This is a genomic window from Pararhizobium sp. (assembly GCF_035497515.1).
Taxonomy (GTDB): domain Bacteria; phylum Pseudomonadota; class Alphaproteobacteria; order Rhizobiales; family Rhizobiaceae; genus Pararhizobium.
In genome coordinates, this window is sequence record NZ_DATJDJ010000033.1 from 74,980 (window position 1) to 97,088 (window position 22,109).

Annotated in this window: 11 protein-coding genes; 4 read left to right on the forward strand and 7 right to left on the reverse strand. The window is 61.9% G+C overall.

Going from position 1 to position 22,109, the window contains the following annotated elements; translation table 11 throughout:
* Positions 1–2: 2 nt before the first annotated feature.
* Positions 3–464: a 6,7-dimethyl-8-ribityllumazine synthase gene (gene ribH / locus VL202_RS03160; RefSeq protein WP_325462718.1), complete on the reverse strand. Its 462-nt coding sequence runs from the start codon at positions 462–464 to the stop codon at positions 3–5.
* A gap of 208 nt (positions 465–672) precedes the next feature.
* On the opposite strand from ribH, the gene VL202_RS03165 reads away from it, so the two are divergent.
* Both VL202_RS03165 and VL202_RS03170 read left to right on the forward strand, forming a co-directional pair.
* Positions 673–1,176 carry a cupin domain-containing protein gene (locus tag VL202_RS03165; RefSeq protein ID WP_325462719.1) on the forward strand — a complete coding sequence of 168 codons (504 nt, stop codon included), beginning with the start codon at positions 673–675 and terminating at the stop codon, positions 1,174–1,176.
* Between the two features lie 41 nt (positions 1,177–1,217).
* Positions 1,218–1,736: a GNAT family N-acetyltransferase gene (locus tag VL202_RS03170; protein WP_325462720.1), complete on the forward strand. Its 519-nt coding sequence runs from the start codon at positions 1,218–1,220 to the stop codon at positions 1,734–1,736.
* A 21-nt stretch (positions 1,737–1,757) separates the two neighbouring features.
* On the opposite strand, the gene VL202_RS03175 is transcribed toward VL202_RS03170, so the two are convergent.
* The 6 genes from VL202_RS03175 to VL202_RS03200 form a co-directional block, all read right to left on the reverse strand.
* A complete protein-coding gene (locus VL202_RS03175; RefSeq protein ID WP_325462721.1) occupies positions 1,758–2,081 on the reverse strand; it encodes a hypothetical protein in 324 nt (107 codons plus the stop codon).
* 33 nt (positions 2,082–2,114) lie between these two features.
* Positions 2,115–2,735: a riboflavin synthase gene (locus VL202_RS03180; RefSeq protein ID WP_325462722.1), complete on the reverse strand. Its 621-nt coding sequence runs from the start codon at positions 2,733–2,735 to the stop codon at positions 2,115–2,117.
* Complete coding sequence (ribD, locus tag VL202_RS03185; protein ID WP_325462723.1) at positions 2,735–4,090, reverse strand: bifunctional diaminohydroxyphosphoribosylaminopyrimidine deaminase/5-amino-6-(5-phosphoribosylamino)uracil reductase RibD; 1,356 nt, start codon at positions 4,088–4,090, stop codon at positions 2,735–2,737. Before ribD ends, VL202_RS03180 begins: the two co-directional genes overlap by 1 nt.
* 38 nt (positions 4,091–4,128) lie before the next feature.
* Positions 4,129–4,602, reverse strand: coding sequence for a transcriptional regulator NrdR (nrdR, locus tag VL202_RS03190; RefSeq protein WP_062576326.1), 474 nt, complete (start codon positions 4,600–4,602; stop codon positions 4,129–4,131).
* 13 nt (positions 4,603–4,615) lie between these two features.
* Positions 4,616–5,914 carry a serine hydroxymethyltransferase gene (gene glyA, locus VL202_RS03195; RefSeq protein ID WP_325462724.1) on the reverse strand — a complete coding sequence of 433 codons (1,299 nt, stop codon included), beginning with the start codon at positions 5,912–5,914 and terminating at the stop codon, positions 4,616–4,618.
* 183 nt (positions 5,915–6,097) lie between these two features.
* Positions 6,098–7,423 carry a L,D-transpeptidase family protein gene (locus tag VL202_RS03200; RefSeq protein ID WP_325462725.1) on the reverse strand — a complete coding sequence of 442 codons (1,326 nt, stop codon included), beginning with the start codon at positions 7,421–7,423 and terminating at the stop codon, positions 6,098–6,100.
* A gap of 478 nt (positions 7,424–7,901) precedes the next feature.
* On the opposite strand from VL202_RS03200, the gene VL202_RS03205 reads away from it, so the two are divergent.
* Together VL202_RS03205 and VL202_RS03210 are read left to right on the forward strand one after the other, a co-directional pair.
* On the forward strand, positions 7,902–15,476 hold the full coding sequence (locus tag VL202_RS03205; RefSeq protein ID WP_325462726.1) for a hypothetical protein: 7,575 nt from the start codon (positions 7,902–7,904) through the stop codon (positions 15,474–15,476).
* A gap of 2 nt (positions 15,477–15,478) precedes the next feature.
* A complete protein-coding gene (locus VL202_RS03210) occupies positions 15,479–22,090 on the forward strand; it encodes a hypothetical protein (RefSeq protein WP_325462727.1) in 6,612 nt (2,203 codons plus the stop codon).
* Positions 22,091–22,109: the final 19 nt, after the last annotated feature.

A 22,109-nucleotide genomic window follows, 5' to 3' on the forward strand; every position in this document is an offset into this window, starting at 1 on the left:
GCTCACTGCTCGCCGCCCAGCTTTATCTTCAGGTCGATCATGGTCAGCGCCGCGCGGGCGGCAAAACCACCCTTGTCGCCTTCGGACTTCTTCGCCCGGGCCCAGGCCTGCGCATCGTTCTCGACGGTCAGGATGCCGTTGCCGATGGCAAGGCTTTCACTGACGGTCAGGTCCATGATGGCGCGGCAGGATTCGTTTGCGACGATATCGAAGTGATAGGTCTCGCCACGGATGACCATGCCGAGCGCGACGAAACCGTCATATTCGGTGCCGCCATTGTCGATGCCGTCGAGCGCCATGGCGATCGCTGCCGGAATTTCCAGCGCGCCGGGAACCGTGAAGACGTCATAGGTCGCACCGGCGTCCTTCAACGCCGATGTCGCGCCATCGAGCAGAGCGTCGGCCATGTCGTCATAGAACCGCGCTTCCACAATGAGGATATGTGGTTTGGATGTTTCGGCCATATTTCACCCGTTTGATTTTTTGGGCCGGGCATCTCCGGCGCAGGCGGCGGTCAAACCATGCCGGAGCCCCGTTGGCAAGCATTTTTCGTCTGAACCGCCGATTTGCAGGCCTGCTTCAGCTCGATTGCCCGCCAAGGCGCCGAAATTTGGGGGCACCTTTTCAATTGGATGACGTCTCTGTACAAATTTGATGACAGTGGAGGAAAACATGACAGAGACGAAAAAGCCGATCGTCAACCCGGCAGAGCTTGAACTGGAGCACTGGCAGGAAGGCACATTCTTCGAATCCCGCGATGTCTCTTTTGGCGCGGAGCTTGGCTTGACGAACCTCGGCGTCGGCTATGGCGAAGTTCCGCCGGGCAAATCCGGCTGCCCGTTCCACAACCACCATATCGAGGAGGAACTCTTCGTCATTCTCAGCGGACAGGGCGAATACCGCTTCGGCCCCAATCGTTATCCGGTAAAGCCCGGCGACGTGCTGGGCGCCCCGTCCGGTGGACCCGAGACCGCCCACAACCTGATCAACACTGGAACCGAGCCGCTGAAATACTTGTCAATCTCGACCAATGCGAAAGCGGAAATCGTCGAATATCCGGATTCCGGCAAGTTCCTCGCCCAGTCGCGCGCGGTCGCGGGCGGCAAGCCCGTCTTCCGATTTATCGGCAAAAGGGAGAGCGAGGTCGATTATTGGGACGGCGAGCCGGGAATCTGATCGAATAGTGAAATTGCCCTCCAACCCAACCGAACGGACCCATGCACAGCGTACCGACCATCGAGACCGAGCGCCTGATCCTGCGCCCCTACCGCCGCGACGACTTCAGCCCCTATAGCGCACTGTTTGCCGACGCCGGTGTCACACGCTTCATCGGCGGCGTACCGTTCTCCCGCGAACAGTCCTGGACGCGATTCCTGCGGCAGGTCGGCATGTGGCACTATTTCGGCTTCGGCTTTTTCGCGCTGCAGGAAAAGGAAACCGGTCATTTCATCGGCGAGGCCGGCTTCCACGATCTCCACCGCGTCATCAGCCCATCCCTGGAAGGCACGATGGAAACCGGCTGGGCGCTGTCGCCACTGTCGCACGGCCGTGGCTTGGCGACCGAGGCAGTCCGTGCGGCGCTGACCTGGGCCGACCAGCAATTCCCGACGCTGCGCAAGACCTGCATCATCGACAGCGCAAACCTCGCTTCGCTGCGCGTCGCATCGAAACTGCAGTTCAAGGAAGCGAAACGGACGACCTATCATGGCGCGCAGGTGATCCTGTTGGAACGGTAGGCCCGCAGTTCTACAGGTGCCCTAGAATATCGAATATCGTATCTCGACTTGCCCCTCGACCAAGTCTCCGTCGTTAAAGGGCTTGGCAATGACCTTGAAGAACTGCTTTCCGATCGACAGCCGGAAGGGCTCGTCCAGTTCCATGTCCTCGCCGGGCCGCCCGGTGCCGGACAGGATGACAGTCCCGTTATGCGTAATCTCGAATTCCTTGCCCGCCAGTTTCGCCGGATCATCCGCCATCAGCTTCAGCGATTTGATGCGCACGGGAAACGGCACGACCGGACCCGTCGAATAGCGGATTTGGCCGTTTTTGGCGGTCAGCGAGAAAGTCCGCGTGAGTTTCATGGCGTTTCCCTTCCTCGCGGCGGCGGTCCCGGTTTAAGCGCCTTTCGGCGCCGGAAACTCTGCCAGCCGTGCGGCATAGCGGGCCATGGTATCGACTTCGAAATTGACGAAATCGCCAGCCTTGCGCTGTCCCCAGGTGGTGACTTCCAGCGAATGCCGGATCAGCAGAACGTCGAAATCCGTGCCATCGACAGCGTTCACCGTCAGAGAGGTGCCGTCGAGCGCGACGGAGCCCTTGGGGGCGACGAATTTCGCCAGATGTTCCGGCGCGCGCAGGCGAAAACGTGTCGCCTCGCCTTCGGTTTCCACCGACAGGATTTCCGCCTTGCCATCGACATGGCCGGAGACAAGATGTCCGCCGAGTTCGTCGCCGATCTTCAGCGAGCGCTCAAGGTTGATCTTCTGGTTTACTGTCCACGCCGAGATCGTCGTCAGCCGCAACGCTTCCTCCCAGGCCTCGACCTCGAACCAGCGCTGATTGGAGCCCTCCTCCGGCAGCGTCGTCACTGTCAGGCAGACGCCGGAACAGGCGATCGAGGCGCCGATGTCGATGCCTTTCGGATCATAGGCGGTGGCGATGCGCAGCTTGACGCCCTCGTCCAATGGCGTGAGCGTTTCGACGGTGCCGATATCGGTGATAATGCCGGTGAACATCAGGGGGTTCTTTCGTATTCGTAGGTATCGAGGAGGTCGTCGCCGAAGGTGGTGGTCTGCCGATGGACGAAGCCGACGGGGATCAGATGGCGATCAAGTGGGGATGGCACCCCTTCGCTGCCAAGGGTGACGGCACCGGTAAACAAGAGAATCCGATCGACAAGCCCCGCATTGAGGAAGGTCTGCGCCGTTCGCGCGCCGCCCTCGACCAGAAGCGAGGAGATGCCGCGCGTGGCTAGGGCCACGAGCAGATCGAGTGGCTCGGACGGATTGCAGACGACGACTTCGACACCGGCGGCTTCCAATGCAGCGCGTCTTGTCGAGAAGGAAGAGATCGTGCGTGGGGGATTACCCCCCTCTGTCCTGTCGGACATCTCCCCCTCAAGGGGGGAGATCGGCTGGGGTTGCGCTCTGTCTTCTCTCGACGCTTCATCGACAGACGATGCTCTAGAGCTGCTTGCTGTTGTTTCAATTAATGACGGCGGCAGGCTCGGCATACCGATCTCCCCCCTTGAGGGGGAGATGTCCGACAGGACAGAAGGGGGTGAAGGTTCCGCGAATTCGGAATCGTACTTTTCCAACTCGGTATCCGCAACCGCGATCACCGGCACGGACCTTGCGGTCGCAACCAGTTTCCCATCCAACGGCAAGGCCAGCCCGGGGTCCATCACGACCCGCACGGGCGAGCGGTCCTCAAGCCCCGACAGCCGCACCGTCAGTTCGGGGTCGTCGGTGATCGCCGTGCCGATGCCGACGAGGATGGCGTCGGTTTCCGCCCGCAGGCGCTGCACGTGTTCGCGCGCCGCCGCACCGGTGATGCGGATCTGCCCCTGCCCCTTGATGCCGATCATGCCATCGGCGGAAACGGCAAGCTTCAGGGTCACATAGGGCCGGTTGTTGCGCTTGCGCATGAGGTAGCCCTCGAGCTCGCGCTCACCTTCTTCTTCCAGCACACCGGTATCAACCACGATGCCGGCATCGCGCAGGATATCGAGGCCGCGTCCCGACACCCGCTCATCCGGATCGGTGACCGCGATGACGACGCGGGCAACACCGGCCGCCACAAGCGCATCAGCGCAAGGCGGCGTCTTGCCGTGATGGGAACAGGGTTCGAGGGTGACATAGGCCGTTGCACCGCGCGCGGCCTTGCCCGCCATGGCCAACGCCTGTGTCTCCGCATGCGGCCTGCCGCCGACGGCGGTGACGGCGCTGCCGACAATGTGCGGACCGTCGCCATCGTCGCGGACGATGATGCAGCCAACGGATGGATTGGAACCCGTTGCACCCAGGTTGCGGCGCGCGACACCGAGCGCCTCCGCCATGAACCGCTCGTCTTCTTGCGTCCTGTCAGCCATCTCGTCCCGCGTCATGTCATCGATTGAGAAAGCAGAAATCAGGCGCCGGGATCACGCGCGATCTTCGCGCTGATTTCGGCGATCACCTTTTCGAAATCCTCCGCATGCGAGAAATCGCGATAGACCGAGGCATAGCGAACGAAGGCGACGTCATCGAGGCTCTTCAATGCTTCCAGCACCTGCAGGCCGATTTCTTCCGAAGCGATTTCGGTCTCGCCGGAGCTTTCCAGCCGCCGGACGATGCCGGACACCGCCCGCTCGATCCGGTCGCGATCGACCGGCCGCTTGCGCAAGGCGATCTCGAACGACCGCAACAGCTTGTCGCGGTCGAACGGCGCCTTGCGACCGGTCTTCTTCAGGATCATCAGTTCCCGAAGCTGCACCCGCTCGAAGGTCGTGAAGCGGCCGCCGCAATCCGGGCAGATGCGCCGCCGGCGAATGGCCGCACCGTCCTCCGCAGGACGGCTATCCTTCACCTGGCTGTCTTCCGATCCACAATAGGGGCAGCGCATCCGGGGTCCTTGATCAGAGGTACGGGTACATCGGGAATCGGCCGGTCAGCTTGACGACCTTATCGCGGACGCCGGCTTCGACCGTGGCATTGCCTTCATCCGAATTCGCAGCCTTCAGGCCGTCGAGGACTTCGATGATGAGGTTACCGATCTCGCGGAATTCGGCTTCCTTGAAGCCACGCGTCGTACCGGCCGGCGTGCCGAGGCGAACACCCGAGGTGACAAAGGGCTTTTCCGGGTCGAACGGGATGCCGTTCTTGTTGCAGGTGACATAGGCGCGACCCAGGGCCGCTTCCGCGCGCTTTCCGGTTGCGTTCTTCTTGCGCAGATCGACCAGCATCAGATGGTTGTCGGTGCCGCCAGACACGATATCGAGGCCACCGGCCACCAGCGTTTCAGAGAGCGTCTTGGCGTTCTTGACGATCTGCGCGGCGTAATCCTGGAATTCCGGCTGCAGCGCTTCGCCGAAGGCAACGGCCTTGGCGGCGATGATGTGCATCAACGGACCACCTTGCAGACCCGGGAAAACGGCCGAGTTGAATTTCTTCGCCAGATCCTCGTCATTCGTCAGGATGACGCCGCCGCGCGGGCCGCGCAGCGATTTGTGCGTCGTGGTCGTTGCAACATGGCAATGCGGGAATGGCGACGGATGCTGGTTGCCGGCAACGAGGCCAGCAATATGAGCCATGTCGACCATCAGCCAGGCGCCCACTTCGTCGGCGATTTCGCGAAAGCGCTTCCAGTCCCAGATGCGCGAATAGGCGGTGCCGCCGGCGATGATCAGCTTCGGCTTGTGCTTGCGGGCGCTCTCGGCAACGGCATCCATGTCGAGCAGGTGATCGCCTTCGCGCACGCCGTAAGACACGACGTTGAACCATTTTCCGGACATGTTGACCGGCGAACCATGCGTCAGGTGACCGCCAGAGTTGAGGTCAAGACCCATGAACGTGTCGCCCGGCTGCAGGAGCGCCAGGAAGACGGCCTGATTCATCTGCGAACCGGAGTTGGGCTGCACGTTGGCGAAATTGACGCCGAACAGCTTTTTGGCGCGCTCGATGGCGAGTTCTTCCGCGATATCGACGAACTGGCAGCCGCCGTAATAGCGCTTGCCCGGATAGCCTTCGGCGTACTTGTTGGTCATGATCGAGCCCTGCGCTTCCAGAACGGCGCGCGAGACGATGTTTTCAGAGGCGATCAATTCGATCTCGTGACGCTGGCGACCGAGTTCCTTCTGGATGGAGCCGAAAATTTCCGGATCGGTGTCGGCGAGGGAACGGCTGAAGAAAACGTCGGTGGAGGCGGAAACGCTCATTCTCAAAGCTCCTGTGAGACTGTGGCACGGTGTTTAACGTCCTCGCATGGCAAGGGCAATACGGGCTGTGCGATTTGCGCCATTTCCCACACCCGGCACGCCGGAAACGCGACAGGAAAAGAATGCAAAAGGCCGCGCATCCCGCAGGATGCGCGGCCTTTTGAAACGCGCCGGCAAATTGTCTTATTGCGGCAGATTTTCGCGCTCGATCGAACCGGCGGCCTGCTCGATGCCGGTCGTCGTCTGTAGTGCCAATTCCTGCTCGCCGTCCATCTCGTAGATGTCGTCGCGGAACTGCACGATGCCGTCGGTCGCGGCCCAGGCCGTGATGTATTTGAAATAAACGGGAACCTCGACAGCCAGCGTAATCGGCGAGTTCTGGCCTGCGCGGATCGCCGCTTCGATCTGCTGGCGCGACCAGCCGGGCGTGTCGCGCAGGAGCCATGTCGTCAGGTCGCGCACGTTCTGGACGCGCACGCAGCCGGAGGATTCGAAGCGGGCGAGCTTGTTGAACAGGCCCTGGGACGGCGTGTCGTGCATGTATTCGTTGTTCGGATTGTGGAAATTGATCTTGGTCGATGCCATGGCGTTGATCTTGCCGGGATCCTGGCGGAACATCAGGTTCGGCGCCTTCTCGGCGTTCCAGTCGATGGTTTCCGGCGCGACTTCGTTGCCCTGCCCGTCGAGCAGACGGATGGCATTCTTCTTCAGGTATTCCGGGTCCTTGCGCATCAGCGGCACGATGTCCTTCTCGATGATCGAGCGCGGCGCTGTCCAGTATGGATTGAGGATGACCTCGTAAATCTTCGAATTGATGATGTGGGTCGGGCGGCTGAGGCGGCCGACAACGGCCTTGTGGCGCGTCGCGACGCGACCGTTCTCGACAGCCTCGATATAGGCGGCCGGGATGTTGACCATCACGTAGCGGCCACCGAGGTCGCCCGACATCGACTGCAGGCGGACGATATTGGTGTTGAGCTGGCCGAGGCGGACATCGGCGGCGATGTTTATCGCCTTGACGGAGTACTCGCCGAGCACGCCGTCCGCCGGCAGGCCGTGACGGGCCTGGAAACGCTTGACGGCGCCATCGACATAGCTGTCGAAGGAATTGGAAATGCCGGCCGAGCGGGGAAGGTCGCCGGAAATGATCAGGCGCTGGCGCAGGGCCTGCACGGACGGATCGGAGACGCCCATTTCCAGACGCACCGGCGAATTGACCTGCGGCCAGCCGCCAGCCGAAACGATCTGCTGGTATTGGGCAACAGCATTCTGGGTGTTGAGCAACGTATCTGGGCCGAAGATCGGATTGTTGGACACCACTGCAGTTGCGCTACGCGAAGCCTTGGCGTCGAACTGATCGTCCCAGACGCCACGCCGCGGCGCTTTGATGATCTCGTCGAGCGCATCCTGCGCCATCGCACCGCCAGCCCATGTCGCCGCACCGAAGGCAGCGGCTGAACGCAGAAAGCTGCGGCGTGAGAAAGCATCAGTTCCGTTTTTCTTCGACATCGTCCCTACCAATCAATGCTGCGGCGCAAGGCGCAGCGCTATCACAAATACCGTTAACAAACGCAAACTCTATCTTCAAAGCCAGACACAGGCCGTTCAAATTCCCGAGAGCGTAAACCGTCGCCCCCCGGTCAGCCGCCAGAGGTACCAGACGCGGCGCAGAGCCCTTGGAGTTCGCATTTTTTCACCCCTGTGGCTGTCACAGTAATATGGCCAATTCGTGTCGCTGCTAAGCCTACCATTGCAACATCCGGGCGCGCTCGACATGCGGGATTTCCGTCACACCGATGGGTTGGGCCGGTACCGATTTCTCGGTTTTAAAACCAAGCATGTTCCTGGATTTCCGACACAACCAGCCACACCAACAGATAGCAACTTTTGCGATAATAAATTCACAACAAGTACTTTACGTTGCATCTTTAATATGAGTTAATACACCATCAACGTGAGCGGCCTGACGTCCGGGGGGACATGCAAGATGGTTCTGGCTTTTCGTCTCTATGGTGATTTCCACTGGCCGCCGCGCCCGGATATCGAGGACCTTGCGGAGAAGCCGATCGAAGGCGTCTTGGAAATCCACTACCTGGAAAAAGGGGAGACGGGCGTTTTCCGGCCCATCCTGCGATGGACCCCGCGCGACAAATATCGACCTGACCAACCACTTCCCGCCATTCACCCCAGCCTGTTTGATTTCAAGGTCAAGGAAGCTGTCGCCTGGTTCGAAGATAACGCTGAAAATGATTGCGCCATCTGGATCGACGCCGGAAAGTACAACACCGACACCGACAGGGTCGCCTTCCGTGGCGCCTTTCTGCTTGAGCAGCACCGGGCCACAACGCCTTTGCAGAAGGAGGTTCTCGACCTCCGCTGGCCGCTCGTCCGGTCGTGCCAGTATGCCCCCGGGATGACGGTCCTGTCCGGGCTGGATGTCGGCTGGCGGGGCGGTCCGCGCTTTTGCCTCAACCTGCATCTGCCCCTGCCGGCCCGCAGGGCAACGCTCCTTTCCGGCCCGCAGGCCGATCCCGGTGCCTTTCCCTTCACCGCCGTCTACGAACCCGGCACTGGCACCTTCGACAAGATCCTGCAATTCACCACGCTCGTCGGCGGCTGGATCGAGGGGGATGCGGTCGATACCTCCCCGACACCCGTATCGCTGACCTCTTTCGTTTTCGGCGGCAGCAAATATCCATCCGACGCCACGCTCGGAACCTTCGGCTTTTCGGCGCGCGGCAAGCCTTCGCAGGGACAGTTCGCCGTCTATGACGGAAAACAGAAATACAGGACGATCGACCCCAGGAAATTCTGGCCGGACAATTCCCGCCCTTTCACCCAGGACATGCTGGGCCGCTACGGCTTTTCGATCGACCCCAAATCGGCTGAATGGCCACGCTTGAAAGCGGGCGACTCGACCGCTGACCTCAGCCTCCGCTTTTCGAAGGAAGGCGGGGAAGCCGAGAAACCGGCCTTCATCTACCGCATCGCGGTGTCGGCCAGCGGCGACGATCCGAAGGCAGCCGACGACATCAAGAAGGGCGGCAATGGCCTCAGCCTGCGACTGCAGAAGGAAACCGGCGGATGGGTCAATACCGCAGAAAGCCTCTATGTCGATTGCAAGCTGTCATGGCACATCCCGGATGACGATATCTGGCACACCGACCATCGGCGCTGGTCGCCGAAGGTGGACCTTGCCCTGCACTGGAAGAACGATATCCCGACCGGCGACAATCTCGGTGGCAGCCCGGCAAAGGGCGCCGACCTCGATTTCGGCCTGCTGCGCCATGCCGCGCATTCGTTCCGTGAAGCCCGGGAAGCGCTAAAACCGATCGAGGCCGGACAGGCACGCTCCATCCTTCCCGACCTCCAGGCCGACGGCAAACAGGCGATCCGGCTGGCACTCGCCGGGCCATCTCTGGAGGCTCGTTTCCTCGATAACGATACCAAGGATGGAAAGGCATCCGGGCTTTTGGCCTGGGGGCGCCCGGCGGCCACCGGGCCTGCGCAAATGCTGTTCGTCCGTCCGCGCCTGCGCCTGACACTCGCCGAGCCGGGCGATCTCATTCAAAACTCCGACGACACCGCCGGATTGACGGCCAACACGCTGAAGCTGATCGCCAGCGGCCTGACCTTCTTCAACGACCGGAAGGTGCCGACGCGGGTCAACCTGCTGCTCTCGCGCGACGATGGCTGGGCAGAGGCGCAAAGCGAGGCCGTGGCCGATGGCGCCCCCTTCTTCGCCTCCTACATTCTGGAAGTCATGCCGCCGGGCGATGCCTGGTCCGGGCGGCTCTCGTCGCTGCAGTTCGACTTGAAGCCGGTGGAAGGCCCGTTGCCGCCACGTCCGGAAGAGCTTACCAGGACCTATTTGCGCCTGGGTGGCCCGGGCACCCGCGACGGCATGGGGGACGGTGGCCCGCCGATCCCCCTTGCGCCGAGCCGTATCGCCGCGTCGATCCATGCCGTCCTGGCCGTCAGCGACGTCACTCCGGTCGGTGTCGATGTCGCCCGCATGGACCGTTCTGGCCGTCCGGCGCCTCTCCTCATCCGCCCCGACGGAGACGGATCGACCAGCGCTGCATCCGGTTACCGCTACTGGCTCAGCATCCGCGAAAGCATCGCGCCGACACAGGACCGCCTGATCGAGGCGGACATTTACGAAAACGCACCGGAAGCGGCCCCGCAAAACTATGTCGTGCTGTCGGAAGAACCGTTTTCGCTTTTTTGCTACATTCATCAACCGCTCGGCAGTCGCGGCGACGCCGGCTCCGGATCCGTGGCCTATTACTCCGGCGACGATCGCATCTGGCAATATCGCAAGGTGACGGATCACTATCACTATGTCCTGCCGCCGCAAGCGGTCGGCGAGAGTGCCGACAAGCCCCGGAGACTGGAAATCCACGACCTCCACCACGACGCGGCTGACGGCTCGCAGGATGCCATCCGCCCTTTCGTGACCGAAGGCGATAATGCCAGGACCAGCGGCTTGAAGCGCCGGGCGGTGGAATTCCGGCTGACGCCATCGACGGAATTCTGGATTCGTCCGAGCGATGTCGAGCGTGGCTATTTCATGCCGGAATCGACCAGCTACGAGATTTTCCGCCAGCGTGGAGAATATGGCCTGGGCGCTGCGCTTGCCTATCTGCGCGGCGAATTTCTCTATGGTCTTTCCGTCGGCATCGACGTCTCGCGAGAACGCGCCGTGGCGCTCCAGGCGCGCGTCGCCGAAATCGAGGCGCTGAGCGGCAGGATCACTGGTGCCGCACGTGACGCCGACGCGGAACCAAACCTTTCGGCCCGCTGGAACGCCCTTTCCCGCGCTGTCGCGCGCCGGCCGGAGCGGCTGGAAGTCTGGGCGCGCGATCCGGATTCGGCCGTCGATTTCACCCCTGCCCGCTTTGCCGACGGCGTCAGTTTCGCCCTACGGAGCACGGCCCTGCACCGGCCGCCGCTCGCGAGGCTCGAACAGCCCGGCGATCACGATGCCTGGCCCAATGCCGGTAGTCTCAAGCCGAATCTCGCCGATGCGCGGCGACTGGATCGCAGCAAGCCGCGTACGCATCCGCAGGGTCTGAGCGGCGGCGCGCTCTGGCCAGTCGAATCCAGCAATCTGTTCAATGAGCTCCTGCAACGGCCGGAATCGGGCGGCGGAACAATCGAAGCCATCGCACTTTCGCCGACCGGCGGCGACGCGACACAGAAGGCAAGCTTGCTCGGCGGCATCGTGACGATCATCAGCGAGACCCGCAACGGCCATGTGGAGCGGCAGAAGGTCGAGGTACTGGGCCGCATCGGCGCTTTCTGGCACCGCGCCAAGCACGTCGTCGTCTACGAACGCACGGTCAATCCCTCGGCCCAGTTCGCCCCGAAACATGCCGAAGACCCGGAACGGACGCGCTCGCGCCGCCCGATCCTGCGAAAGGTGCGAGAATATGTCGAGCTTCTCGAACCCGAGCGCTGCTACCCGGATTTTGCCGCCGCCGCACCCCGCAGCACAGGCTTCCTCGATCGTGTGCGTTTCAACTCCAAGATCATCAACGTCGACAGCGCCTGGAGCACCGAGATTGGCGATTATGGCTGGAAAATTCCGCTCTGGAACCTTCTGAGCGCCCGCGAACGGCCGCAGGTCTATCCGATGCCCGACATCGCCTTCGTCACCGTGGCTGAAGGAGATGGCGACAACCCGGTCGTGGCGCAGGAATGCATCGACACCGACAACCTGTTCTTCTTCTCCGAATTCAAAGCGGGCACGAGCGACACCAATCAATGGATGCCGCGCCTCGACATCGACTATGCCTGCATGCCGCCGGCGCAATCCCTCGCCAAGCTGACCGACAGGCCCCGGCAATCCGCCACTCCGGACAGTCGCCGGGCCGCCGTCACCCGCATCCTGCCCGGAACACGCCGCTTCACCTGGCGCCTGGCGCCCGCCGCGCAGAAGACGGCCATCAATGCCGGCCGCTCCGGCAAGCCCGTCTATGTCGGCCTCGACAGCGTCAGCTTCATGCGCATCAAGCATGAGGCCGACGGGCCGAAGCCATTGTTCGAGGACCTCACAAAGGTTCTGGAGAGCGCCGAAGGCATTCAGGCAATCGGCGTGGAGCCGGAGGCAATCGAGAAACTTGCCTACTGGAATGCGGATGGTACCGGCGCCGGCATTCCGGAGGTCGCACACTATTCGGCGGCAATCACCGAACTGATCGCTGGCTTGTCCAAGGCAGACAAGCCGTCCGTGGAAAATGCCCTGAAGTCCCTTGGCGATCAGTGGATCGGCCAAAACATCTCCGAAAAGATCAAAACCGAGTTGCCAAAATTCGCGGACGGTTCGTCGATCCTCGGAGATTTGAAACCGCTCAAGGATTTCGACGAAGGCATCAAGCTCTGCGACAAGCTGAAGACCGATGCCATCGGCATGATCCGGCGCAAGGAAATGCTGATCACCACCGCCTTGTCCGATTGGGTGGCGGATATCGAAAACAACTTTCCGGGAAAGATAGACGAAAAGCCCATCCCTCTTCCGGCGACGAAAACCGAAGCAATCACAATACTTGCGGATCGCATCACGGAACATCTGCGTCCGATCTTCAACGACGCCAGCGACGATATCGGCAATGCCGGTGCAAGCGCGGAAAAAGCCAGAACCATCCTGTTGTCTGTGGAGACCGATATCGAAGCGATCTTCGGTCGCGCAAGACAGCGCATGGAACAATTCTCGGCGGGCTACGATCGCGGCAAGCCCTGGTCTGCCGAGCGACGGAAATCGTTTCGTGTCGGCCTTGAGGCCATGGTCAGCAATGTCGCGGCCGACATCGCCGCCTCGGTCACGGAGGCCCGCCAGCGATTTGCCGTCGAACTTTCCGGCGTCAGCCAGGCCATCGGCGGGCATGTTTCGAAGGCGCTGACAGCGGTCGCGAAGGCGGGACAGAATGGGATCGAGGATGTCGCGACGCTCCAAGGCACTGTTCGTCGGCTGCTTGAAAATGTCATTCAGGCCATCAATGACCTTTCGCCTGCAGCCGGAGACGGCAAGCTGGATGATGCAATCGCCGGCATTGCCGTCCTCGCCGCGAAAATCTCCACCACTGCGGGCATAGCCGAACCGCTTAAGACGGAATCGACGGACGCACTCAAGCTGCTGAGCGAAGCAGCCACGTCGGCCAAGGCGCTCATCACCGACATCCGCACGACGATCCTGATGATCGAGGCGCTGAATGATGACACGCTCGGGGCATTGAGCGGTGCCGTCCTCGACCTGACAGAAAATGTCACCGCGTTGGTTACGGAACTGGCCGACAAGGCCGATAGTGTTGTCGATATCGCCAATGCGTTTGCCGACGCTGGCTTTGATGAGATCGCCTCCGACCTGGGCCATATCTGGGTCGGGATCGACGAACCGGTTTCAACACTCTCGGCATGGCTCGATAATTCCCTGCTGAAGATCGGCGAGCCCGTCGACTTCATCGTGGCCGCGACAATGAGCGAATTGTCCTCCATCAGCGATACGCTGCTGCGGGAGGTACGGACGGCGCATCGAACAGTCGATTCCGTTCTCGGCGACATTCAGGACGCGCTGAAAACCGTCCAGACGGTGCTTGGACCCAGCCAGCTCCTGAAAACCGTGGTTCGGAACAAGGTTATCGAGCCGGGCCTGACAAGCCTGTTGGCGCCTCTGCCGGAAGATCTGACGACCTTCGGCGGCGCGCTCGCCGCCATTTGCACCAGCCTGACCGAATTGAGCAGGACAGCAAGCACACTTCTGGCAAACCTCAGCGCCACCACACTGGACGGCATCGGCCAAGTCTCGGCCGCCTGTTCGGCCGTCTTCGAGGGCATCGGCGCCGCTGGCACATATATCGAGACCGTCGCGACCGGCTTCAAAAACTACGTCGAGAAGGAGATGGACGAGATCAGCAAGCAGTACCAACCGCTGATCAAGAGCATCGAAGACGAACTGGGAAACTTGCCCGCCAAGGCCGCAGACCTGATCGGCACCGTCAAGGCCTTCGATCATTCCGTGCGCAGCCTGCAGAACGATCTTTCCCGTTCGTTCGAGACGGCGCGGATGTATGGCGACAGGCTGTTCGATGCGGTCGGGCGGCTCGATGATCCCGATCCGATGGCGGCGCCGTCCAATATCCTGAAACTCTATTCGGCGGTCAGCTCGGCGCCGGAGCTTGCGGCGCTGAAGTCCGATATCGACCGCATCCGCTCCGGGTTCGACGATCTCACCGACATCATCGACACGACCGAGGCGAGCGCCCTGTTCAATCAGCTCGGCGACGAATTGAAGGCGCTCGGCCTGACGCTGCCCTTCAACCAGATCGGCGACCGGCTGGTCGCGCCCGATCTCTCCAATTTCAATATCGGCGACATCTTTGGCAATTTCGGCGGGCTCAATCTGAAAAGCCTGTTCGAGGGCTACAAGATGCCGGCCGGCACCAAGGATGCCATTCGCGTCACCCACGATTTCGACAAGGCGCAGGCGCGCGCCTGGGTGCAGGTCGACATCGACGCGCCGATGCCGGGCCGGCGCACCCTGTTCTCGCTCGGCGTCTTCCAGATCGATTTCGTCGACATGCATTTGACGGGACAGGTACGGCTGGAAGCCTCGAAGGACCAGGACCGGGTGACACAGACTGGCTTCGGTCGCATCGACACGACGATCGACGTCATCGCCGCCGGTCAGTCGATGGTCCGGTTCGAAAAATTCGCGCTGAATTTTACCCGCGAAAAAGGTCTCGACATCGAGTTCGACCCGAAGAACATCCACCTCAATCCGTCCTTCAAGTTCATCCAGGATTTTCTTGCCACCCTGTTTCCAGACGAGGCGGGCGGTCTGAAGATCGTCAAGCAGGACAATATTCCCGTCGGCGTCGAACACGACTTCATCATCCCGCCGGTGACCCTGAATTTCGGCACCAGCGGCGTCTCGAATATTTCCATCGAGAACCATTTCAAGCTGGTCGCCTTCCCGGATTTCATGATCGCCAACCGGTTCAATCTGTCGACGATCGAGCGCCCGTTCATCTTCTCGATCTTCATCATCGGCGGCACCGGCTATATCCAGATCGACGCGGAATACCGTCCCTTCGACAGCCAGTTGATGGTCTCCGTCGAGGCCGGCGCCGGCGGGTCGGCAGCACTTGCCTTCGCGGTCGGCCCCTTCGTCGGCCAGGTTTTCATCACCCTGTCGGGGGTCATGACCTATCGCAAGATGATCGGCAAACCGGGTGGCGGGCTGTCGCTGGCGGTCGTGGTCGTCATCGCCGGCCAGGTCGATGTCTGCGGCATGGTAACGGTCGGCATCAACCTGATGCTGCGGCTGAGCTACCGCGACAACGGCCAGATAGACGGCCAGGGCTCGCTATCGGTCAGCATCCGCATCTCCCGCTTCTTCACGCTGAGCGCCCGCGCCAATGTCAACTACAAGCTGCGCGGCGGCAAGTCGGAGACCTCCGTGACCAGCAGCGTCAACGGCGAGGTCGAGGATGAAAAACTCAAGACGAGGATCGACCAGGCGGAACAGGCAGTCAAAAAACTCCAGAAGGCGAGCAACTAGTCATGGCCCTGAAGACACCCATCATCCACTGCCTTCTCGATGCCGAACCGGAACGCTATCACGCCGCTCCATCCTTGGCAGTCAATCTCGGGTTCGAATGCCCGACCGATATCGCCCGCAGCGAGGTGATCGGCGACGATGCGGCTGCCAAGGCCCGGCGTGATGAACTCAAAGGCGATGAAGCGCTGGCGAAAGTCCGGTTCACGGCCTTTCTCATTGATGCCCAGACAGTGCAATTTCACCTGTTCGAGGCGCGGCCGGACGGCCCTGTCGACCCCACGTCCTACACGCTTGTCCATATCGGCCGTGTCGATACGGTATCAGAACCACCTGCCGCCGGCATGCCTGACCAGGCCATGACCTGGCTCTGCAACGCGAATCCGGCTGATCCAAAGACGCACTATTGGACCACATTCACCGCCGCTGCGGAACCGAATGCGGCGATCAACGCGGAAACGGCGGCAGCGACCTATCGGCTGCGAGCCGCGCATTCCTGGAACGCGCCGGTGGCGCATCGCCTGCATCTCACGCACATCCTGCGTCCGACCGGCATGACCGAGCCGAATTACGTCATCCTGGCTTTCTTCTCGGACCCGGCCGTGCCTGTTCCCGATATTATCGGCATTCCAGGACCGCAGGACATCGACGGATCGGAACGGCAATGGGATTTCACCTATGACGCCGGCGGAAAGCAGGGGGAGATAACCTGCCGTACGGAGGTGCTGGATACCGCCACCCTCTTCACCGCCACGCCCGATCTGATCCACGAACTCCTCACACCGGACGGATATCTCAGGGTGGATCCGGAGGCGGAACACCTCTGGCGCATCACAACCTGGTTCGAGGCACGCGCGGCATCGCTGATGTCGACGACCGAAGCCCTCGCCGGCCCCGATACGGATGCCAGAAGCGTCGATGAATTCGACAAGCTTTTCCTGTGGACCTGCGATGAGATCGACAAAAAACCAAAACTCGTTGCCCCCGCCGCCGCCTGGCTGGCGACGACGAGCCTCATCACGGCGCTCGACGCGATCGTCCTGTCCGTCCTCAAGCCGGTTTCGGGCGATGGCAGCGCCGGCGAAATCCTGGCGCCGCTCGTCATCGTCCTGCTCGACCGGATCGAGAAAAAAATTTCCGATCCATTTGACTTGAAAGCGAGCGCGCTCGATCCGGCAAAGGTAACGGGCGCCCTGCGCAAGGCGTTGAAGGCCGCCAATCCCCTGTTCATGCAAGCCAATGTCCCGCCATCGCCGCCGGATCGCACGGCGATCATCAACTGCCTGCGCAGCGCTCACGGCATCGATGCGAGCGCGAAGGATGCCAGCGTTGAAATACGCCTTTTGGACGCGCTACTGACCTGTTTCGGAGACGATGCGCCAACAGAGATCACACCAGCACTGAAGGCCGCGCTCGAAGACAAGAAGCCAGCATTTCTCCGACGGGCACTGACGGAGACGCTCAAGAAACTGCAGGATGAGGCAGGCATCGAATATGCCGCCATCCAGTTGATGGAGCACACCAAGCGCGGCGAAACGGACCTTCCTGCGCTTTTCGCCGAGGCGTATCTGGCCGAAATCAAGCGCCCCGGTGAGCCCGCCCTGACCGAAGTCCTGACAAAAGCGTTTGTCGAGGCCTGGGCCGATTATCGGACCCTGCTGGAAAATTCCTTCAATGGCGCCGAGGCCGTTCGGCGTGGTTCGGCCAGCGAGTTCAGCAAGGCCCTTCTCAGCTTTGCAAAGGCAAATCCGCCGGTCTCGACACCCGAAATGCCGGTGTCGAAGCCGCGGCACTTGATCACGATCGCCGGTGCGGCGGATTATTATCTCATCCGCCTGCTGATGCCCTCGGAAGAGCCCGTTCCGTCAAACCCGGTCCGCTGTTTCCGGCCGATCGCGGACAGCCTCCTGAGGACCCCACCGTTCACCGGCTTCGATCCATCGGGCATCGATGCGCTGAAAACCCTGTTCCAGAATACCTACGCGGCCGCCATGGCACCGATGGCCGACATCATCGAACAATTTGCCCGCTTCATTCCCGACACGGCACCCGCGCCCTTGCCGATCCAGATCGCCTCCAATATCGACGGGGCGGATATCGAAACATTTTCAAATCATTTCAATGGCATCGGCATCGCCATCCGGCGCATCGACACGGATGACGCCACCGACAAATGGGCGCATGCCAGCCTTGCCGACCTCACCTGGCCCATGCCGCCGCCCGACGCTGCGGCCGGTGAAGCCGCACCGAACGTCTCAGCGGCCATCCATCCCATGCTTCCGGCCGTCAGCGATGGGCGCGGTCCGATGTTCATCGCCTACGAAGGCCTTCCGCTTGCCGCAACGACCTTCGGCCGTACCGCCGCCGACCCGGTTCCCGAGGCGTCGGGCAACAACGCCCCCTTCTACAGCTACGAAGCGCCCGACCTGGATTTTGTCACGGATTTTGCCAAGGTGCCGCGTCTCGCCTATGGGCGGACCTTCGAGGCTTTCAGCTTCGCGACGACCAATGCCGGAACATTGCCGCTCGCCCTGCAACGACAAGCAGCGCCGCCGGCGCAAAAAGCCAGCGCTTGGATGCCGGACAAGGAGATCAAGGCCCCGCAAAAGGACGACAAACCTGATCCGGACCTCGTCTCGACGACCGCCTATCAACGGCGCACCGCCATCGGCCAGATCGCGCTCAAAGAGGTTCCGGAGGTCAATCGGCCCCGTCGTATCGGCGCGCCGATCGAAGACGTCGTTCCGGTTTCCGAGGATTATCCCCGCACGGTCATCGCCTCGGGCGATTGCCCCGGCGTGCGCGACATTTTTCGGGATCGGGACGGTACGGGAACGCTGAGCATTCCAGCCGTTGCAGCAAAGAAGGCGGAATGGCGCATCAGCGAAACCGTGTTCCGCGGCACACCGGCGAAGCTCACCGTGCGACTGTTCGACAGGGCGCCGCAAAGCGCGACCGACCCCGGCATTGCCAGCCTCGAGCTCGACTTTACCGAAGGCTTCGATTTCAGCGCGGTGAACGATCTCGTCTTCGGCGTCGAGCCTGTCGAAACCGAAGCCGGCGATGCCACCCGCGTTTTCTCCGCCACCTGCGGCAGCGTGACGAAGCAAACAGTTATCAAAACAGAAACGGCCATCGATGCGGGCTGGATCCGGCTGTCGCTGGCATCGGCCGCCTCCGCATCCCTCAGCTTCGCCGTCACCGACGACCTCAAGCCCTATGATGTCGCCGCACCGCTGCTGCTGTTGGCTCCGGCCGACAAGGCTTGGAAGGATGTCGTCAACTCCTCCGTCACAGCGGAAATCACGGCACCGCGCGTCGGTTATCTCGATTTCGACCGCTGGTTCTCCAATGCCGATTTGCGCGATGCGGCCTTTCCCAATTCGAAGCCGGGCGGTGTCAACGAAGAGGCAACAGACAACCTGCGCCGGGCACTGCTGACGGCCTATGTGTTGCGTGATACCCATCTGGGACTTGCAGGCGCGCTCGACCGCCTGCCGGATCCCGCCGTGGACGGGCTGCGCGTCGAACTGGCGATCCAGGACCAGTTGGGGCCGTCCGCCCCATCCTCATCGTTTGTCCATGCCGATATCTTCTTCGGGCAAACGCTTCTCGCCATCGCAAAAACGATCAAGCCCAACCAGCTCTGGACACCACAGTTGCTGATGAGCGTCGTCTTCCAGCCGATCGAGACGGCGTTCACATTCACGATGTCGCTGACATCAGGCGATTTCGGCCTGTCCGCCGGCGGATTGCGCGCAGGCGTTCCGGCCGGGATCGCGGCGCGACTGTCGATCGATGCGCTGGTTGCAAACCGGCACTTCGATCCGTCCGGTCCGCACCCCGCCGTCTTCCACAACGGCCTGCACCAGCATGCGTCGCGCGCCGTCGTCCAGCCCGGCACGAAGATCGTTTTCCTCGCCTTCCCGTCGCTCGCCCTGCGCATCGAGACCATGCTGAACGGCATGCCGGAAATCGATCTCTCCGACAAATTGAAGCCTGCCGACAAGCCGGCCATCGCACTCGCCGGGGACATGGTAGCGGTGCGGCCGATCGACCGCACCCGCCGCTACGATCTTGAAACGCGGGCCGAGCTTCCGGCCCCCGACAAGGCAAAGCGGACCCGCCAATGGCGCCTCCTCAGTGAAATCGACGTGACGACCCAGCGCTGGAGGCCAAGTGGCCGGCCAATCTATCATCACATCGATCCCCTGCACTTCCGCGATGAAAACGCCCTGTCCGACAAGCCCGCCCTGGCATCGCACGTCGTCATGCCGCTGAAGGAACAGCCGATCACCGACGGTCATTCGCTGTCCCGGTTCGAACAGGAAGCCTTTTTCGACCGGCCGAACATCGATTCACAGACCGTCACACAACGGCTGCTGCCACTTCCTTCCAGAACCGTCTTGGAACAGCACTTCTGGGAAGCGCCATCGGCAAGCATCTTCCGGCATCGTTTCACCCTTCGCTCCCGCTATGCCGGCGCGCTGAAGGCGGTTTCACATCGCGAGGTCAAGGCCTGGAACACCAGTCGCGAAACGCGCCGGACGCCGGCGGAGGCCTGGATCTTGCGTGTCGCCATGCTGGCGGACCTCTCGCGCATGCTGCTCACCCGACCGCAACAGCGCGCTCTGATCCCGCTGACAACGGCGCCACGGGACGACGGAAGTATTCCGAGCGCCCCGCCAGTGCTGGCCATTCTGCAGGAACCGCCCTTCTCGCGCGGCGGCCTCGCCGACCGGATCGCCGCCGAGATCAAGACCGGCTTCGGATATGGTTTCGAGGGCATGACCGACGCGACGGTCGAGATTCTCGACTCACGCAAGGAGATCGGCCCCGATCCACGCCTCTCCTACCGGCCCACCGAAGCCAATGCGGCGCTCGGCATGGCGCTGAACGCGGAGGGGCCGATCGGACTGACTTTCGACCAGGTCAATGCACCCGCACCGGCCTTTCCCAATTCGATGATCTCGCTTTCGCCGGTGCAGTTGAGTGGCGAGGAACAGAATCTCGAAGAGCATTTCCTCGGCATCTCGATGCGTCGCTACATCGATCCGAACTGGACGATCGACAATCGTCCGTCCGACCCGTCGAGCCTGGATGCGGAACGCTGCTGGTGGATCGATCCCGATCCCGTCCTGGCGCCATCCAAAGAGCTGCTGGGCTACACCGCCCACGGCATCGATGCGCCGTTGTTGAAATTGACCTTCGATGGGACGGTCTTTTTTGTCCACACGATGAAGGCGGCGGTCGATGGCATGGCGGGCGCGGCGGACAAGGACGTTGTCATCGCTCGTTGGGAGAGGGGTTTCGCGGAAAACCTGAGCATCCTGCACCAACCCGTTGCGCCCGGCCGTTATTCCACATCCGTCTTCGTCATTCCCAAGGAAAACCAGGGCAATGTCAGACGCGGTCGCAGCAACACGCCGCTGCTGATCTGCAATTTCGAGTGGGGACCGCCGGAACGGAAACCCAATCCGAAGGACGCGGGCGAACCGGGCGCGGCAAAGGGACCGGTCACGGTTACGCTCAAGGCCTCCGGTGCCAAGGTCCGGTCGACGATGGCGAGTGCCGCGACCTTCCTCGCCTGGACGCGCATGGGACGCAATTTCGACATCACCTATTCCCCGGACTTTGCCACCTCCACTCCCGTGTTGCGCGAACTGCCGACACGCGATCTGCTCGGCAATATCGATTCCTCGGAGTCGACGCTGACATTGGCGCGAAGCGGCATTGGCGAAACCTGGCTGTGCTCTTCGACCCTGCTCAAGCCCTACCCCTTGCATGTTCAGAGGCATCTGGCGGTGCTGACGACCGGATATCTCCGTGAACCCGGTCGGCCCGTCGAGGAATACAGCCGCTCGGCCCTGCTCCTAGGGCGCCGATCAGCACACCTTTCCGGCATTGGAGGTCAGGAGGATTGCCTGCGCATCGTCGAGTTCGAAACGCCGGCGGCGATCCTTTGCAGTTCCGAAGTTCCGGCACCGGAGACCTATCTCAAGGCCTATTTCGACCTTGTCGCCACCGGGTTCGGGACGGAGAGCGGCCCTGCATCCGCACGACTGTTCTTTCGCTTTGCCGGCCAGCCCGAGCATTTGCGAAAGTTCACCACGCTTCGGATCACCCTCGCCTATGGCAACGGAGGCACCGACGGCGGTCTTGTGCGGCACGCCATTGCCGCGCCGTTGGGAAATTCCGACGCGGCGTTCGCCATCGGCATGGAACTGTGTATCGAGCGCAGCGAGCCCGCTGCCAAGCTGGCCTATCGGTCGGCGATGCTGATGTCGGACGGCGAGACAGTGCCAGCCCAACATCCGGCGCCGGACAATGAACATGGCTTGCTCGGCGCCGACAATCACAATCCCGGCTTTTTCGTCAGCCTGGCGGCGGAGGGAGACGCGGGTGCCGGCGAATTCTGGACCGATGTCTCGCTCCTGCATTCGCCGCGCCCGACCTGCGACGGCCGCTTCGATTTCGATTGGCTGTTTTCCAAGGCCGGCGGAGCGGAACCCGCGCTGGATGTCGCTCCGGCCGGCCTCAACACCATGGTCGAGGCCCAGGCGCGCATCATCGCGGTCTCCCCGCCCGTACCGATCCAACCGAAACCAGCGGACTAGCGGACTAGCGGACTAGCGA